At 66.4% G+C, this 17265-nt stretch carries 17 protein-coding genes; 14 read left to right on the top strand and 3 right to left on the bottom strand.

The features are described 5' to 3' along the window. Positions 1-139: 139 nt before the first annotated feature. The 7 genes from ACVWZ8_RS07425 to ACVWZ8_RS07455 are packed head-to-tail and all read left to right on the top strand — an operon-like array spanning position 140 to position 7707. Entirely contained in the window at positions 140-1198 is a 1059-nt protein-coding gene (locus tag ACVWZ8_RS07425) for an amino acid ABC transporter permease (RefSeq protein WP_426975492.1), read from the top strand. Beyond that, positions 1195-2055: an amino acid ABC transporter ATP-binding protein gene (locus ACVWZ8_RS07430; protein ID WP_456504254.1), complete on the top strand. Its 861-nt coding sequence runs from the start codon at positions 1195-1197 to the stop codon at positions 2053-2055. Before ACVWZ8_RS07425 ends, ACVWZ8_RS07430 begins: the two co-directional genes overlap by 4 nt. Positions 2056-2064: 9 nt before the next feature. Next, on the top strand, positions 2065-3093 hold the full coding sequence (locus ACVWZ8_RS07435) for a transporter substrate-binding domain-containing protein (protein WP_456504255.1): 1029 nt from the start codon (positions 2065-2067) through the stop codon (positions 3091-3093). Continuing rightward, entirely contained in the window at positions 3090-4190 is a 1101-nt protein-coding gene (locus ACVWZ8_RS07440) for an LLM class flavin-dependent oxidoreductase (protein ID WP_456504256.1), read from the top strand. The genes ACVWZ8_RS07435 and ACVWZ8_RS07440 overlap by 4 nt, the downstream gene beginning before the upstream one ends. Beyond that, positions 4174-5028, top strand: coding sequence for a DUF1684 domain-containing protein (locus tag ACVWZ8_RS07445; RefSeq protein ID WP_426975486.1), 855 nt, complete (start codon positions 4174-4176; stop codon positions 5026-5028). Before ACVWZ8_RS07440 ends, ACVWZ8_RS07445 begins: the two co-directional genes overlap by 17 nt. Continuing rightward, positions 5025-6260 carry an LLM class flavin-dependent oxidoreductase gene (locus ACVWZ8_RS07450; protein WP_456504257.1) on the top strand — a complete coding sequence of 412 codons (1236 nt, stop codon included), beginning with the start codon at positions 5025-5027 and terminating at the stop codon, positions 6258-6260. The genes ACVWZ8_RS07445 and ACVWZ8_RS07450 overlap by 4 nt, the downstream gene beginning before the upstream one ends. Positions 6261-6270: 10 nt before the next feature. Beyond that, on the top strand, positions 6271-7707 hold the full coding sequence (locus ACVWZ8_RS07455; RefSeq protein ID WP_426975483.1) for an NtaA/DmoA family FMN-dependent monooxygenase: 1437 nt from the start codon (positions 6271-6273) through the stop codon (positions 7705-7707). A 203-nt stretch (positions 7708-7910) separates the two neighbouring features. On the opposite strand, the gene ACVWZ8_RS07460 is transcribed toward ACVWZ8_RS07455, so the two are convergent. Then, a complete protein-coding gene (locus tag ACVWZ8_RS07460) occupies positions 7911-8903 on the bottom strand; it encodes an ABC transporter substrate-binding protein (RefSeq protein ID WP_456504258.1) in 993 nt (330 codons plus the stop codon). Positions 8904-9151: 248 nt separating this feature from the next. Here ACVWZ8_RS07460 and ACVWZ8_RS07465 point away from each other — a divergent pair, with 248 nt between their 5' ends. Then, positions 9152-9703 carry an SRPBCC family protein gene (locus tag ACVWZ8_RS07465; RefSeq protein ID WP_456504259.1) on the top strand — a complete coding sequence of 184 codons (552 nt, stop codon included), beginning with the start codon at positions 9152-9154 and terminating at the stop codon, positions 9701-9703. Between the two features lie 5 nt (positions 9704-9708). Next, entirely contained in the window at positions 9709-10326 is a 618-nt protein-coding gene (locus tag ACVWZ8_RS07470; RefSeq protein ID WP_426975480.1) for a DUF6919 domain-containing protein, read from the top strand. A gap of 4 nt (positions 10327-10330) precedes the next feature. Here the strand turns inward: ACVWZ8_RS07470 and ACVWZ8_RS07475 are convergent, their stop codons facing one another. Continuing rightward, on the bottom strand, positions 10331-10750 hold the full coding sequence (locus tag ACVWZ8_RS07475) for an antibiotic biosynthesis monooxygenase family protein (protein WP_426975479.1): 420 nt from the start codon (positions 10748-10750) through the stop codon (positions 10331-10333). A gap of 711 nt (positions 10751-11461) precedes the next feature. Between ACVWZ8_RS07475 and ACVWZ8_RS07480 the strand changes: the two genes are divergently transcribed. The 5 genes from ACVWZ8_RS07480 to ACVWZ8_RS07500 all read left to right on the top strand — a co-directional run bounded on the left by ACVWZ8_RS07480 (position 11462) and on the right by ACVWZ8_RS07500 (position 15964). Then, positions 11462-12817 carry a DJ-1/PfpI family protein gene (locus ACVWZ8_RS07480; protein WP_456504260.1) on the top strand — a complete coding sequence of 452 codons (1356 nt, stop codon included), beginning with the start codon at positions 11462-11464 and terminating at the stop codon, positions 12815-12817. A gap of 5 nt (positions 12818-12822) precedes the next feature. Next, complete coding sequence (locus ACVWZ8_RS07485) at positions 12823-13365, top strand: hypothetical protein (RefSeq protein WP_456504261.1); 543 nt, start codon at positions 12823-12825, stop codon at positions 13363-13365. Positions 13366-13528: 163 nt separating this feature from the next. Further along, positions 13529-13915, top strand: coding sequence for a hypothetical protein (locus tag ACVWZ8_RS07490; protein ID WP_426975475.1), 387 nt, complete (start codon positions 13529-13531; stop codon positions 13913-13915). 112 nt (positions 13916-14027) lie between these two features. Continuing rightward, positions 14028-15278 carry a sensor histidine kinase gene (locus tag ACVWZ8_RS07495; protein WP_426975473.1) on the top strand — a complete coding sequence of 417 codons (1251 nt, stop codon included), beginning with the start codon at positions 14028-14030 and terminating at the stop codon, positions 15276-15278. After that, positions 15266-15964 carry a response regulator gene (locus tag ACVWZ8_RS07500; RefSeq protein WP_456504262.1) on the top strand — a complete coding sequence of 233 codons (699 nt, stop codon included), beginning with the start codon at positions 15266-15268 and terminating at the stop codon, positions 15962-15964. Before ACVWZ8_RS07495 ends, ACVWZ8_RS07500 begins: the two co-directional genes overlap by 13 nt. Before the next feature lie 466 nt (positions 15965-16430). Here the strand turns inward: ACVWZ8_RS07500 and ACVWZ8_RS07505 are convergent, their stop codons facing one another. Further along, on the bottom strand, positions 16431-17183 hold the full coding sequence (locus ACVWZ8_RS07505) for an MBL fold metallo-hydrolase (RefSeq protein WP_456504263.1): 753 nt from the start codon (positions 17181-17183) through the stop codon (positions 16431-16433). Positions 17184-17265: the final 82 nt, after the last annotated feature.

The raw sequence follows: 17265 nt of genomic DNA on the forward strand, positions 1-17265 counted from the left end.
AAAGGCGCAAGAAACCGTCTCATGACGCAGCGCGTAGCCCCGTGAACCAATGCAACTTGCCGCCTTGCCGGGCTTTCGAGGCACCCCTAGATTTGCAGCCAACCGAACCCCAACGAAGCAACTGGAAGCGAGGTGGCGCATGAGTTCAACAACAGCCACGGTGACGCAGTCTGCACCCGAGCCGGTGGTCACAGAGTCCCCTGCCGGTGCGGCGCCCGCCAACAGCGGCAAGGACCGCAACGGCGGATCCCACCCGGGACCCCGCCGCCCCGCCACCGACTACGCCGAATACCGGGTGGTCCCGGCCCGCCACCCCTGGCGCTGGGTGGGCACCGCCGTCGTGGCCCTGGGCGTCGCCGGCATCGCATGGTCCCTTGCCACCAACCCGCGCTGGGAGTGGGGCGTCGTGGCGCAGTGGTTCACCGCGAAGTCGATCGTGGACGGCCTGCTGGAGACGCTCAAACTGACCGCCATCTCCGGGATCCTCGGCTTTGTGCTGGGCTTCATCCTGGCCATCATGCGCCTGTCCGCATCCCCGCTGCTGGTGTCCGTGTCCTGGACTTTCTCCTGGATTTTTCGCTCCACCCCGCTGCTGGTGCAGATGCTGCTCTGGTACAACCTCGGGTACCTGTACGAGAAGATCGGCCTGGGCATCCCCTTCACGGACGTCCGGTTCTTCGAGGTGCAGACCACGACGCTGATCAGCCAGTTCGCGGCGGCGGTCCTCGGCCTGACCCTGAACCAGGCGGCCTACTCGGCCGAGATCATCCGCGGCGGCATCTTGTCTGTGGACCAGGGCCAGCTGGAGGCCGCCGCGGCGCTCGGCATCCCGGCCTGGCGGCGCTCCACCCGGATCGTCCTGCCACAGGCAATGCGCGCCATCCTGCCCACGGCCTTCAACGAGATCATCGGCCTGGTCAAGGGCACGTCCATTGTCTATGTGCTGGCATACTCCGAGCTCTTCTACACCGTCCAGGTCATCTACAACCGGACCCAGCAGGTCCTGCCGCTGCTGCTCGTGGCGACCCTCTGGTACGTCGTGATCACCTCGGTGCTGAGCGTCTTCCAGTACTACATCGAGCGGCACTACTCCCGCGGAGCGGTCCGCACCCTGCCGCTGACCCCGCTGCAGAAGGCCCGCAAATTCCTGTCCACCCACGCCCTGTCTGCCGACAACTCAGCGAAGGTAACCCGATGAGCACCGTTGCCGCCGAAACCCCCACCGTCCCGGCTACCAATGCCACCAAAGGCGCCGGGGCCACCCGCGGCCTCGTGGAAATCACCAAGGTCCGGAAGTCCTTCGGCGCCGTGGAGGTCCTCAAGGGCATCACGTTGACCGTGGAACCGGGCGGCGTGGCCGTGATCGTCGGACCCTCCGGTTCCGGCAAGTCCACCCTGCTGCGGACCATCAACCACCTGGAAAAGGTCGACGGCGGCTTCGTCGCCATCGACGGCACGCTGGTGGGCTACGAGGTCCGTGGCAGCAGGCTTCACGAGCTGCGGGAAAAGGACATCCTGAAGCAACGCACCGAAATCGGCATGGTGTTCCAGAACTTCAACCTCTTCCCGCACCTGACCGCGCTGGAAAACGTCACCGAGGCACCCGTCGTCGCCCAGCGTTCCGGAAAACAGCGCCGCTCCAAGGCGGAAGCCCGCGAGCGCGGCCTGGAACTCCTGGACCGCGTCGGCCTGAAGGACCGCGCCGGCGCCTACCCGCGCCAGCTCTCCGGCGGCCAGCAGCAGCGCGTGGCGATCGCCCGCGCGCTGGCACTGGACCCCAAGATCCTGCTCTTCGACGAACCCACGTCCGCCCTGGACCCGGAGCTGGTCAACGAGGTCCTCGATGTCATCCGAGAGCTCGCCACGTCCGGGACCACCCTGATCATCGTCACCCACGAAATGGGCTTCGCCCGCGACGTCGCGGACACCGTGATCTTCATGGACCAGGGCCAGATCGTCGAACAGGGCAGCCCCAAAGACATCTTCACCAACCCGCAGGAAGAACGCACCCGGAGCTTCTTCTCCAAGGTGATCGAACCCGCCTTCAACATCTAAGGAACACCCATGGCAACCCTCAGCACCCCCACGGTCCGTCTCCGCAGACTCCCGGCGCTTCCCGCCGTCGTCCTCCTCGGCACCCTGGCCGGCACGCTGGCACTCAGCGGCTGCTCCGATCCCGGCGCCGCGGCGGTCGGCGCACAGCCAGCAACGACGGCGGCCCGCAACGGCGTCGTCTACAACACCTCACCGGACCAGCAGCGCCTCCGGGCGGAGAAGGACCCGGCCCTGGCCGCGAAGGTCCCCGAGCTGATCAACAAGGACGGCAAACTGACCGTGGCCACCACCGCCGGATCCATCCCGCTGTCCTTCCACGCCAGCGACGACAAGACCCCGATCGGCGTCGAGCTGGACATCGCCCAGCTGGTCGCAGACAAACTGGGCCTGGAACTGGACGTCCAGGTGACCTCCTGGGAGAACTGGCCGCTGAAGACCCAGTCCGGCGACTTCGAGGCCGTGTTCTCCAACGTGGGCATCAACGCCGCCCGGGTGAAGCTCTTCGACTTCTCCAGCTACCGGGCCGCCTACATGGGCTTCGAGGCCAAGAAGAGCTCCACGTACGACATCAAGGGCTCGGACGACATCTCCGGCCGAAAAATCTCCGTGGGCTCCGGCACCAACCAGGAGAAGATCCTGATTGCCTGGAACCAGGAACTCGAAGCCAAGGGCAAGGCCCCCGCCGTGCTGCAGTATTACTCCTCCGACGCCGACACCATTCTGGCGCTGTCCTCCGGCCGCACCGACCTGAACATCGCCCCCTTCCCGTCCGTGACCTACCGGGAGAACACCCGTGATGACCTCAAGGTGGTAGGCAAGGTCAACGCCGGCTGGCCCTCTGAGACCCTCGTGGCCGCGACCACGCTCAAGGGCAACGGCCTGGCCCCGGCCATCACGGACGCGTTGAACTCCGCGATCAAGGACGGCTCCTACGGCAAGGTGCTGGAACGCTGGGGGCTCGCCGAGGAAGCTCTGCCCGAATCCACGACTGTCACCGAGACGAACTTCGGGACCCCCCTGGCAGGGGAAACACAGTGAAATTCCAAGTCCTGGACATCATTCCGCACCTGAAGAACCCGGTGACCGGGGAGATCGTTTCCACCGCTGACCGGCTCAACCGGGTGCTCGAAACGGCGCAACGCGCCGAGGAACTGGGCTACGACAGCTTCTCGGTCGGGGAACGGCATGCCGGCGAGTTCATCTCCTCCTCCCCCACCACCGTGCTGGCCGCCATTGCCGCGGTGACAAGTCGAATCCGGCTGCAGAGCGGGGTGACGGTGCTCTCCGTCCTGGACCCGGTGCGGGTGGCGGAGGATTACGCCACGATCGACCAGCTGAGCCGCGGCCGGCTGGAACTCGTGATCGGCAAGGGCAACGAGGTGCTGCAGTACCCGCTGTTCGGACTGGACCTTGAGGACCAGTGGGAGCTGCTGGCGGAAAAGTACGGGCTGCTGCGGCGGCTCTGGACCGAGGAGAACGTTACGTGGTCCGGGAAGTTCCGCCCGGCGCTGACCGAGCCCACCACCACGACGCCGCGGCCGTTCGCGGGCGCACCGCGGGTGTGGCACGGTTCGGCCACGAGCCTGACCTCCGCGGCGCTGGCGGCGCAGTGGGGCGATCCGCTGTTCACTGCCAATGCGATCCAGCCGCGCGAAAACTACAAGGTGCTGATCGACCATTACCGCGAGGAATACGAACGCCAGGGCCACGACCCGCGGCACCAGTACCTGGGCTCAGGCGCCGGCGCGGGAGGGGTGTTCATCGCGGACACCACGCAGGAAGCCAAGCGCCAGTTCGGCCCGGTCTATGAGGCACTCACCGCCGGCCGCAACGTCCCCGGCAACAACTCGCCGTACCGGGACATCGACCACGCCGTCGCCGAAGGTCCGGCCCTCGTGGGCAGCCCGGAACAGGTGATCGACAAGATCCTCAGCTACCACGAGCTCTACGGCCACGACCTGCAGTCCATTTCCCTGCCCACCACGCTGCCGTTCGGGCAGCAGCTGGACATCCTGGAGCGGTTCGCGCTCGAGGTCATCCCCGCCGGCATAGCAGACGCCACCGAACCCGACGCCGCAGCCCGAGTCGCCACCGACCACGCCAACCACAGGAGCTCGAATGCCTACGCCCACTGAAACTGCCGCCCCCGCCGAGAGTGCCGAAGCGTTCGCCGCGGACTGGGCCGCATGGCACGCCGCCCACGAACGCCAGCGCGCGGCCCCGCACGGGTTCCTCGCCGTCAACCACCTGCACTGGCTCGGGGCCGAGCCGGCCCGCCTGGACGGTGCGCCCGGCACCTGGAGCGTCGAGGACGACGCCGTCCGCCTGGTCTTGGGGGCAGGCGAACGCGTCCTCCGCGACGGGCAGGAACTGAACCCCGACGGTGCAGGCGCCACCGTGATCTTCGAACCGATCGAGGAACGCGGCGGCCTGGACCTGGTCTCGGGCGACACCGTGATCGAGCTCGCCAAGCGCGGCGGCGTGTACATCGTCCGTCCCCGGCACCCGGGCAACGGTCTGCTGGCCGGCTACCGGGGAACCTCCGCCTACGCACCCAATCCTGAATATTCCGTTTCTGGCATATTCGTCCCCTTTGAGCAGCCGCGCAGCACCACCGTGGGTGCCGCGGTCGAAGGAATCCAGCACGTCTACGAGGCGCCCGGCGAGCTGCGCTTCCGGCTGGGCGGCCAGGACCTGGTCCTCACGGCGTTCAACGGCCACGCGCCGGGCACGTTGTCCGTGCTGTTCACCGACGCGACCTCGGGCAGGACCACCTACGCGGCGAACCGAGCGCTCAGCGTTGCGGCCCCCGTCGCGGACGGCACGGTCACGCTCGACTTCAACCGGGCCGTCAACCTGCCTTGCGCCTACACGGACCTCGCCACATGCCCGCTGCCGCCCGCGGAAAACCGGCTGCCGGTTGCCATCGCGGCCGGAGAACAGATCCCTTTCGAACGTCAGGACGCCTCATGAGCACTGCACCCGAACCCCGGGAGCCCTTCAACTCCAGCCCGGAACTCGGCAGGCAGGGCCGCGGCCTCCTGCTGCTGGAACTCGACGCCGCCGGCAGCCACCCCGCCGCCTGGCGGGCCGTGCGGACAGCTCCCGCCGCGGTGCTGACCCCGGACCGGCTCCGCGCGGTGGTGCTGGCCGCCGAAACCGCCGGATTCCACGCCGCCACGTTCAGCGACATCCCGCTGGCGGACAGCGACGGCACGGACAACGACGGCACGGACAACGACGGCGCGGACGCCGCCGCACGGCTCAACGCCCTGCAGCGCGCGGCCTTCGCCGGACCCATCACGCGCTCCATCGCCCTGATCCCCGAACTCGACACGGTCTACACGGAGCCCTTCCACGTCTCCACCCAGCTCGCCAGCCTGGACTATGTCTCGGGCGGGCGGGCCGGGTGGCTCGTGGGCGCCTCGGCCAGCGCCGCCGACGCCGCAGCCGTCGGACGCACCGCCGTGCAGCAGGAGCGGCTGGCGCAGGAAGCCGGTGACTCGGTCGAGGTGAGCCGCCGGCTCTGGGACTCCTGGGAGGACGATGCGGTGATCCGGGACGTCCCCACCGGGCGCTACCTGGACGTGGACAAGCTTCACTATTTTGACTTCGAGGGCGGGAGCTACTCCGTCAAAGGCCCGTCGATCATTCCGCGGCCGCTGCAGGGCCAGCTTCCCGTGCTCGCGCCGGCCGGCCTGCTGAATCCCGAGGCACTGGCCGCCGGCGCCGTGGATGCACTCCTGGTCTCCGCCCCCACGCCGGATCTGCTCGCTGCCGAACTCGCAGAAACACGCGCAACCCTCGGCGCCATTTTCGGCGCGGCGGCGCACACCCCGGCGCTGATCGCGGAACTCGACGTCGCCCTGGACTCCCGCGGGCAGAGCGCCGCCGGGCGGCTCGCCGAACTGGACAGCTATGCCCCGTGGCAGAGCCCGCGTGCGCGGTTTGTGGGGACGGCCGCGGAGCTCACCGACCTTCTGGCCGAAGTCCTGACCGTGGCCGAGGGGGTCCGCCTCCATCCGGCCGTGCTGGACACCGAGCTGGAAGAACTGTCCCGGCGGGTCCTTCCCGAACTGCGCCGACGGAGAGTCCTGGCGCCAGCGGATCGGGACGCCACCTTCCGGGAGCAGCTGGGACTCGCCCGGCCCATCAGCCGCTACGCCGCCGCTTCCGCATCCGCCGCTTCCAGCGCACGATCCTAAGGAGAGAACCATGAGCCACACTGTAAATCCGGGCCCGGAGTTCAGGCCTTCCGGGCAGCTCAGCCTCGGGGTCTTCTTCCAGGGCGTCAACTCGGGAACTATCTGGAAGACGGCCGAGTCGGGCTCCCAGACGGACTTCGAGTCTTTCCGGCGCATCGCCCAGACGGCCGAGCGCGGCTTGTTCTCCGCGTTTTTCCTCGGCGAGGGGCTGCGGCTGCGCGAACACCTCGGCCGGCCGCACGCCCTTGACGTCGCCGGCCGGCCCGACGCGCAGACAGCGCTTGCGGCCCTCGCCGCCGTGACCTCGCACATCGGGCTGGTGGCCACGCAGAACACCACCTACAACGATCCCGCCGACCTCGCCCACCGGCTCTCCTCCCTGGACCTGATCTCCGGCGGCCGCGCCGCCTGGAACATCGTCACCACGGATAACGCCTGGACCGGGGCGAACTTCCGCCGCGGCGGCTACCTCGACCACGCGGACCGCTATGTCCACGCCGAAGCCTTCGTGGAGACCGCCAAGCGGATCTGGGATGCCTGGGACGACGGCGCCGTCGCGTCCTCCCCGGCCGCTGCCCGCTGGGCCGTTCCCGGTGCGGTCCGCCGGGTGCAGCACGCCGGCAAGCATTACACCGTGGACGTCACGCCGCGGCTGCCGCGCAGCGCCCAGTACCGGCCGGTCCTGTTCCAGGCCGGCGATTCGCCGGACGGCCGGGACTTCGCCGCGCGCCAGGCCGACGTGATCTTCTCCGCCCACCCCCAGCTCGATGACGCCCTGGCGTTCCGCCGCGACATTGTGGAACGCACGCTCAAGGCCGGCCGGGGCGCCAACGACGTCAAAATCATGCCCGCGAGCGAGTTCATCCTGGCCGCCACCCCGCAGGAGGCCCTGGCGAAGAAGGAGTGGGTGCGGAGCCTGCAGATCGGTCCGCAGCAGGCCGTCGCCTACCTGGAGCAGTTCTGGGGGCGGGAGCTGCAGGAGTTTGACCCGGACGGCCCGCTGCCGGTCATCGATCCCGTGGTGGAGGAAACCTCGGAAACCCGTGGCAGCGGTTTCCACGGTGCGAAGGCCCGGCAGCTGGCGGACCAGTGGCGTGCCGAGGCCAAGGAAAAGGGCCTCTCCATCCGCCAGTTCGTCTCCGCCAAGACCACCCGCGGGGACTCCACCTTCACGGGTTCCTACACGGAGGTGGCGGACCGGCTGGTGGAGTACGCCCGCACCGGCGCCGTCGACGGGTTCAATATCTCGCCGTGGCTCATCCCGAGCGGGCTGGATGACATCGTCAACCACCTGGTTCCTGCCCTGCAGGAGCGCGGCATCTACCCGACGGAATACGCCGGCACCACGCTGCGGGAAAACCTCGGACTGGCCACCCCGGTCCGTCCCGGCGGCGACGTTGTCGTGACCGGTCCCGGCGCCTCTGACGCCGCAGCGGCGCGGGCCTAGACGATGAGCGATTCGGAATCCGGCACGGCCGTGGGAAACACCGGAACGGACAGCAGCACCATCGGCAGCTCCGGCACCATCCGGCTGCAGCTGACGCTCTGGCAGCAGTATCTCTAGAGGATCCCGGCCCGCTCATCACCACACAGGCACAAGGAATCCCCGCCGGACACCTTCCGGCGGGGATTCTTTGTGCCTCGGTGCGGCTACTTCTTGGGCAGGCCCGCGGGGTTCAGCTCGGACTTCGTGACGGCCTCGGAGCTCAGCCCCCAGCGGTCCAGGATCTTGGCGTAGCTGCCGTCCTCGATCAGGTGGTTCAGACCGGCCGCAGCCGCGGCGGCAAAGCCGTTGCCCTTCTTGGTGGTGGCGGCGATGCTGGCCTTCAGCGGCCAGCCGCCGTCGACCAGGCCCACAAGCTTGGTCTTGGCGTCAGTGGCGGCCTTGAACGCTGCCGTGGCGTTGGGGCCGAAAGTGAGGTCGGCGCGGCCGGACTGCAGGGCCAGCTGGGAGGCCGAGTCGTCGTCGTAATACTGGAACTCGACCGGCTTCAGGCCCTTTTTCTTGTTCTCCTCGTCCCAGCGCAGCAGGATGGATTCCTGGTTGGTGCCCGAGCCCACGATGACGCGCTTGCCGGCCACGTCCTCGGCCGCCTCCACCTTGCCGATGGAGCTGTCGGCCTTGGCGTAGAAGCCCAGCTTGTCGTCGCGGTAGCTGGCGAAGTCGAACTTGAGCTTGCGCTCCTCCGTCACGGTCACGTTGGACAGCACGGCCTCGTACTTGCCGGAGTCGACGCCGAGGGGCCAGTCCGCCCAGGCGGTCGGGACGATCTCCGCTTCCAGCCCCAGCGACTGGGCCAGCGCGACGGCGATGTCCACCTCGTTGCCCACCGGCGTCTTGTTATCGGTCGCGTACACGGCCAGCGGGGCCGCGAAGGGGCTGGCCGCGACGGTCAGCTTGCCGTCCTGCTTGATTGCGTCCGGGACCAGGGCGGCGGCTTCCGGGCTGACGGTGACCTTCACCCGGTCCTGCTGGGGCGAGAGGTTGAACTGCTTGACCGCGGCGGACGACGAGGACGACGCCGCCGGGTTGGCGCCGGCGGCAGCGGACGCGCCGGGATCGGAGCAGGCCGTGAGGGCCAGCAGGGTGGTGGTGGCGGCGAGCGCCGCGCTGACGCCGGATGTGAGTGTGGTGCTGGACATTGTTCTCCCCTTGGAAGTCTCGGATTCGTGCTGGTGCCAGCAACTATCCGGCGCCGCCAGAAGCCGGTCAAAGTGCCGCGAAACCAAGGGATACCGGGGGTCACGGTGCTTCATGAGGGGGCCGCGGAGATGAACCGGGAGGCTCAGTGTTACCCAACATTGCCCAGCGTGACGCGGCGGGAAGATTTTCTGCGCGGCGGGGCGCTGCTGGCCTAGCCTGCTAAGTAAGCCCGCTGATTACAGGAGGTGTGGACTTGCCGCAGACAACGCGCCGGACAACTCACCGGCTCATCATCGATGCCCCAGGCGAGCTGATCTTCCGCATGCTGCGGGACTCCTCGCACTGGCCGTATCTGGAGGGACTCACGGTGTACTCCGAGCGGGTCAGCGGCGACGATTCGAACCATGAGCTGCGGACCTCGGTGGTGTCCAACGGTTCCCTGAACTCGAGCCACTGCCATCGGATTTTTGATGCCGCGGAACTCCGCGCCGAGTTCCGTCAGCTTGGGCTGGAATCTCCGCTGCTGCGTCTCGGCGGCGGCTGGGCGATCCGCCGTTCCGAGGGGTCCTCCGAGGTCACGCTGGATCATGAGTTCGAGGTGGACAATGATGCCGGGGTACTCGCCGAGCTGATCCACCGCAGCCTCGACGAGTACAGCCGGCGTGAACTTGAGGCGCTGCGCCTGAGCTGCGAGCGACTAACGCTGCTGCTTCAACAGCACATCGGGACCACCGTCGCACCGGCGGGCGTCGGTCCCGGTGGACCCTCAGCCGTGCCGTCTGCCGCAAGGGAAGCGTAAATCCGATGGCGGAAGACAGGTTCACCACGGAACGGGACACCTTCGGGCGGCTCCTCGCGGACCGCGAGATCTGGCGTCAGGCCGGGACCATTCCGGCCGCCGGCGAGCTGACCGCACGCTGGCTGGAAGGCCACAGCGAGTACCAGCCGGGAACCTTTGCGCCGCGAATCGACGACGAAACCCGGGCGATCGCCCTCGATCTCGCGGAGCTGAACCGCAACGGGCTGTTCACCAAGGAATCGCAGCCGGGAGTGCTGACCGAGGGGCATTCCCAACGCGCCTATGTGACGGGCTTTTGCAGTGTGGAGTCAGCGGCAGCACTCCTGGAGCTGTCCGGCCGTACTGATCTGGTGACCGTGGCTCACGCCCCCGGCGAAGCCAGCCAGGCGTCCATTCCCGTCACCCTGCGGGGCGGCGAGGTGGTGACGGTGCTAGGCAGCAGCGAGGTTCCTGTCGGCGACGATCAGCTCCGCGACTGGTCCGAGGAGGCCAATGAGAGCCTGGCGCTCGTGCTGGCAGACGCCTGGTACGTCGAGGTCTTCGACCCGGTCTGGGGACGGAACGGCGTGCTCCTGCCCGCGGTACTCGGGGCGCTGGCAGACGGGGAGCCCGCAAACCGATAGCCGGCTAGGGCGTATCCCAGCCGATGCTGGCGGCCTCGTCCAGGGTGTGCGGCTCGAAGTGTTCCAGGAGTTCACGCATGGCCTCCACGCCCTGCTTGTACACCGCTGAGGCCCGCCACTGCTCGATTTGTTCAATCGATTCCCACGGTCCGGTACTGATGAACCGATTGGGCACGTCATGGTCGTGCATCAGCACTGCCTTCGCGTGCGGGAAATCTTCCTTCGTCTTCCTGGCCAGATCCCGCCAGGCCTGCACGAAATCGTTCTCGCGGCCGGGGTGAACCAGCCAGATTCCAAGCGTATAGACCGACACGTCGACCGCCTCCATTTTCTGCACGGGTTGATACGCCCGATTATGGGCCTGTCCCCCGGGCGGCGGTAGGGTCCAACTGCCCGGCGGCGTCCCCAGGAAACGCGGGGTCACTTAGCGCCCATCCCTTCCGCGACGAGGTCTGGCTGCTCGGCTTGGACGAAGTGGGCGGAGTCGGCGTCAGTTGGATTCGTCGCTCTGCCCGGGCTCTCCACAGCGACGTGGGTCGGAGCATCCGTTCTTATCGACAGCCTCAAGGAAAGCCAGCCGCGGCGCCAGCTGAACCTCAAGTCTGCTTTTCACATCCGCGACCTCTACAGCGCATCGGTAGACTTTAGCGGCCAGGATTCCCGCAGGTTCCCCTTACGGACCTGTAGTGGCCGTTAGTGGCCGTGCAGACGACTTTGGACATTTCGTGCAGACGTCTTCGGAAAATGACACCAGAAGACTGTCAAAGCCCCGGGCCGGAACTCCTGGCCCAGTGTCTTATCAAACTGTTGTTTTCCGAGACTGGCGGCCTTTCGGGTGAACAGCAAGGCGCCGAGTTGAAGAGTGTGAGCGGCCGAACAGGTCCCCCACTCTGCCGGCCGAAGATCAGCCGCGCGCGAAGGCGGAACGGCACGGCAGAGCCGCGAATTAGGGCTGCGGTCGATGGCCGTAGGGGTGCCGGTTAGTGGGCGATCGTGTAGTACCTGGGTACCGGTTGTACCTGCTGCGGAATGTCCCGCTGGCTGATGGATGTGCGGGCGGCAATCCGTAGCGTGAAAGAGCAACCAGCCACACAGGTTGATGGCCCCACACCTTCCACGGAATCGAGACTCATCCATGGCTTCCCGTTCAAAACGCGTTATTTACGCCGCCCTCTCGGTCGGGTTATCCCTCCTCACGGTAGTCGCACTCGCCTTCGCCGGCGCAGAGGTGGCGGAGGCAGAAAGCCACGTCGCACCGCCCATCCAAGGCCGGAAAGAACTCCCTGCGAATTTGCCCTCCTCTTCCGGCGCGATTGTTGTCGCCGTGGTCCTGGGCTCGTCGGGCACCGTCGGGAGCGACGTTCTAGCTCCCTACGAAGTATTTGCCAGCTCCCCGAATTTCTCCGTCTACACAATCGCGGTGCAGTCAGGCCCGGCCGCCATTGACGGAGGCCCGGCGATAGTGCCCACCTACACGTTCGAGAACATCAGATCGGGCAGGGCACGGCAGCCGGACGTCGTCGTCGTCCCGGCCGTCGGCGCCCCGGAGGGCCCGGAGGAAGCCTCGATGCGGGACTGGATCATGGAACAATCAGGTCGCGGGGCCCGCATCCTGGCCGTCTGCAACGGATCGAGCGTATTAGCCGAGACCGGACTCTTGAGCGGGCGCACGGCGACAAGCCATTGGTCACGTCTGGGTGCTCTGAAGCAGAACCATCCCGAGGTCCAATGGACGGGAGGTCTGCGATACGTCCAGGACGGCATGATCACCACCACAGCCGGCGTGACGTCCGGTATCCCAGGCGCGTTGAAAGTCATGGAGGACTTGGCAGGGGCTGAGGAAGCCGAACGAGTCGGCCGGCTGATGAACTATCCGGGCTGGTCGGTCGCCGCGTCAGCATCGATACCCGTCCAGTCCTTCGCCGCCCCGGACATTCCCGTCGGCCTCAACGCCATCATCCCGTGGCTCCGGCCGACGATCGCCGTCGGGCTCTTCAGCGGAGTAGGAGAAATCGACGTCGCCAGCGCATTCGAGGTCTACAACATGTCCTTCGCGGCCCGGGCAGTCGCGGTCGGCGCCACGGACACCGTCACCACCAAACACGGCCTGGTTCTCCTGACGGTCCCGGAGCGGCAGGCTCCTCCGGTGGACCGGTTCATCGCCCCCGGCGCGGCTGCGGACCAGGATATTGACCCGCAGTTGAGGGACTGGGCCGCGTCCCGCGACGTGTCGGTCGATGCCTTTGCTGGCGCCGATGGAGTGCTCGGATTCGACGGCGCCCTCGATTATCTGGCACGGCATACTGACCGTGCCACCGCCCTGTCGGCAGCCAAGATGATCGACTATCCCGCCGCGCATCTGAACCTTCCGGCCGGAGAGGCCTCGGTCCGGGTTCCTGTCCTGCTCGCGCTCGGTCTGTTGCTCGCCATTCTCGCCGGTCTCCTGCCGGCGATCATACGAATGCTTGTACGCCGCCGGGCAGAGGGGTAGACGACATGACGCCGTACATGCCGGAATTCCGCCCGCGCTCAGCCGATTCCCTGGGCGGGGGCGATCACGCCGTCCCGAAGTTCCGGCCCAGATACTTCTACTTTGCCAAGCATTTCGCTGTGATGGTCGGGTTGATGTACGCGGGAATGTTCGTTCTGGCGCCCCTCTACGAGGTTTTGGCGGCCCTTGCCGGAGTCGGCGATCCGTGGGGCCGGCTGCCCGTGCTCTCGAACATCGTCATGGCGCTCAACATGAGCATTCCGATGGTCCTATACATGCGGCGTCAGCGTCACACCCGGCGGGCCATCGGAGAAATGTCGGCAGCGATGCTTCTTCCTGCAGCCCTCACGATGGGTCCCTACCTTCTGGGGACTATGACAGCCGGGACGATGATGTTTCTCAGCCATGCAACAATGATCCCGCTGATGGCGGTTGCCATGATTCTCCGCTTTCGGGAATATGCCCGCTACAGCCACGACCGCAGGGCACGGTGCGGAGAGGGCAGCAACTGGAGGAAGCACAACATCCGCGAACTCAGGGGGAAATAATGATCATCGTCGCAGCACCCGCAAGGCACCTGTTGCCCACGCGCGTTCGACAACTTCAGCTGAGGCGTCGCATCACGGACGGCCCCCACAGGCCCGGGAAGAAGAACACCCTCACAAGCGGGGGTATTGATGGCCTGGCACTGGGCAAGAGGATGGTTTTGTAATGTCGTTGGATCAGCTTTCCGCAATACTCGCCTGCGCGCTTCTGGCCGCCCTGACGATCTTCCAAGGTGCGCTTATCGCCGGGGCTCCGCTCGGGAGGATGGCGTGGGGCGGACAACACCGTGTCCTCCCGGCCAACCTCAGAATCGGGAGCGCGGTATCCATCGGCGTGTATGCCCTCTTCGCCTATGCCGCGCTGGCCAAGGCCGGCCTTGTCCCGGCATTGGTCAGCGAATCCTTTACTTCGATCACCATGTGGGTGCTGACGGCATACTTCGTACTCGGCGTCCTCATGAACGGTATCTCCCGCAGCAAACCCGAGCGCCTCATCATGACCCCCGCCACAGCTGCCCTCGCATCCCTCTACCTGATCCTTGCACTCCACTGATCTTCAACAGGGGGCTGCGGTACGGGCCACCTGTGCTTCAGCGGTACCATCCACCTACATAACTGAAGACCGGAGGACCCTTATGCACTCCACGACGGGTAGAGTCCGGAGCATGACCGGGAAAGCGGGCACTGAGCGCCTGGCGGCGTTGCCGGAAGTGGACTTCACGGCGCCGGTCTCGCCCGGCGAACCGCTTCCGCGAGGCGGACTGCGCTCCCGTCCGCTCATTGCAGATCTTCTGGTCGCCGCCTCGTACACGGGGCCGGCACTGGCGGCAACGGCTATCGTTCACGAGACCGAGGGCCCGGGGGCCGTTCTCCAGTTGCTCGCGGTGGTGGTTTCCGGCACGGCGCTGCTTTTCCGCCGGCGGGCTCCGATGTCTTCGTTGGCTGCCACGGCCGGCATCATGCTCATCACGTTCTCGGCCCCGGGGAGCTTCGCAGCGGTGGCGACAGCCATGGCCCTGTACGCCGTCGCCGTTTACAGGTCAGCCCGGCACGCCGTCTTTGCCCTGCTGGGGACCAGCGGACTCCTCCTTCTCGCCGCGGTCCTCCTACCCGGGTCGATGGTGGACCTTGGCCAAGCCGGCCAGGCAATAGTCGTACTCGTGATCGCGGCGTTGGCCGGCCTGAACGTACGCACGCGCCGCGGCTACGTGGCCGCCCTCGTGGACCGTGCCGACCGGCTGATGCGTGAACGGGAGCACCTGGCCAGCATTGCCGCTGCCGCTGAGCGCAACGCGATCGCTCGGGAGATGCACGACATAGTCTCGCACGGGTTGGCAGTGATGATTTCCCTGGCCCATGGTTCGTCGGAGATCGCCCCCACTGATCCTGCCCGCGCCGTCCAGGCCATGCACCAGGTCGCCGAGACGGGCCGCACGGCGGTGGCGGACATGCGCCGGATGCTCGGAGTTCTGAACGAAGGCAACACCGGGGAGTCAGCCGGCGCGGTAGCGCCTGCGCCCGGAGTGGGGGACGTCCAGGCGCTGGTGGAGCTTTTTCGTGCTACGGGCCTTCCGGTGGTCCTGCAGTCGGCTGGTGTTCCTCCGGCCGATCCCGGGATCCAGCTCGCCATCTACCGGGTCATCCAAGAAGGGCTCACCAATGCGCTTAAGTACGCGAGGGAAGCAACAGCGGTGACTGTCCGAACGCAGTTCAGCGCGCAGGCGATCATGGTCTCGGTGACCGACGACGGGCAACACGAGGGCGTTCCGCCCGACCATACCGGGCGTGGCGTCGTGGGAATGCGTGAGCGCGTCGCACTGTATGGCGGCACGATGCAGGCAGGTCCTCTGGCCGGCCGGGGATGGTCCGTGACCGCACGGTTCCCGCGGCAGGAGGGAGCCTCATGGAAACGGTAACTATCCTGCCCACTCGCCCGATCCGGGTACTGCTCATTGATGACCAGACCCTTGTTCGAATGGGATTCCGCATGGTGCTGGATGCCCATGAGGGGGTGGAAGTCGTTGGCGAAGCCGCTGACGGCCGGATGGGAATCGACATGTGTCGTACCCTGGCACCGGACGTGGTGCTGATGGATGTGCGCATGCCCGGCATGGACGGCATCGCCGCGACGGAGCTAATCGCCGAGGAGTGCCCGGATTCACGGGTCGTTGTCCTCACGACGTTCGATCTCGACGAGTATGCATTCGCGGCGCTCCGGGCCGGTGCCAGTGGTTTTCTGCTCAAGGATGTCGGACCAGCTGAGCTGCTCGCGTCCATCAGAGCCGTCGCCGGAGGAGACGCCGCCATCTCCTCCAGGGTCAGCCGCCGGATGCTGGATCTCTTCAGCCAAAGGCTTCCCTCCGGTCCGCCCTCCGGGGGCGACGAAGCCGTCGCGGCCCTGACCCCGAGGGAACGGGAAATCCTCTCGGCCATCGCCGGCGGACTTACCAACACAGAGATCGGGGAGCGAATGTTCGTGGCCGAATCAACAGTGAAAACACACGTGGGCCGCATCCTGATGAAACTCGGGCTGCGCGACCGCGTGCACGCCGTTATCTTCGCCTACGAACACGGCTTGACCGGGCACCGCCGGCCGGGATGACTGTCGGACGACCGGGCGAAGCGTCACTCTGGTGTGCACCGGTAGCCTGGGGGACATGATTTCTCCGATCTTGCTGATCAGCGGAAGCGTGAGGATCGGCTCGGTCAACGCGGCGGTCATAGCGACTGTCGCCGATTTGGTAGGGGCACCTTTCGCAACCACCACTTGCGGTGGGCTCAGCGACCTTCCGCATTTCAATCCAGACTTGGATCACGACCCCCTTCCGATACAGGTCACAGAACTGCGGGCGCAAATAGGCTCCATGCAGATTCCGGTCCTGCGGTGTGTCTATATCTCGAAAACTGGCACGAACACGTACGCCAGCGGAAGGAATGCCGGCTGACGCAGCACCGCGGCCCGCGCGGTGCCAAAACCAGGCAGGCGGCGAACACGTACAGGTTAGGCGCCAGCCCCGCCAGAATCAGGGCGAGCCGCCGATCAGGGCAGTTCTGTGCGCCTCTTGGAATTAGACCTCAAGGACCTGTGGCACACCCGGGGTGAGCCATTTCAGGCGGTCAGTCAGACCGGCTCCGGCAAATGAAGCCGTTATCTCGTCTTCCGTTTCTGTGAAGTGTTCCCACGAGGAAAAATGGATCGGCACCACCGTGTGGGCCGCGAGAGAGGCAGTGAACTTGGCTGCGTTCGCGCTGTCCATACTGATCATCTGGTCCCCGAGTATGGCGAACTTTGCCGCGCCGAGGTGCAGCACTGCTACTCCGATCGAGAATAGTTCGCCGATTTGGTCAAGGTCGCTTTCATAGGTGGTGTCGCCGGAGATATAGAGGGCCTTCGCTTCCCCGGGGACCCGGAGGATGAATCCAACCACGTCACCGGCCGGACCATGATGCGCAGGCGTCGCTGTGATGATCACGGATTCCTCTCCCACAGCGAGCGTGTGACTGCTCCAGGGCGCCATGCCAACTGCTTGGCCGCCCAGCCGTACCGCACCGCTTTCGGTGGTCATGACGGGCTTCCCCTCCAGCAACCTCCTGCCGGCATTGTCGAGATTGTCCGGATGTTCGTCGTGACTGAGCAGCACGGCGTCAAATGACGGCAGATCGCTTGCGGGTATGGCTGGCTCAGTTGTGCTCCGCAGGACCACCGGCCCCGACACATACTCAGTAGGAGCTGGGTCGAACACCGGATCGGTGAGGAACGTGAGACCAGCAAATTCAATGAGCATCGTTGCTGTGCCGATATGCGTCAGGGTTGTCTGCATGGGTCTTCCTTAGAATCTCGAATTTTGACGTTCCGACATTTTGTCCGCCACGGACAGGTCCACCCATGGGGGCAAGCCTGGA

This window comes from Arthrobacter sp. UYCu723, from assembly GCF_054059215.1.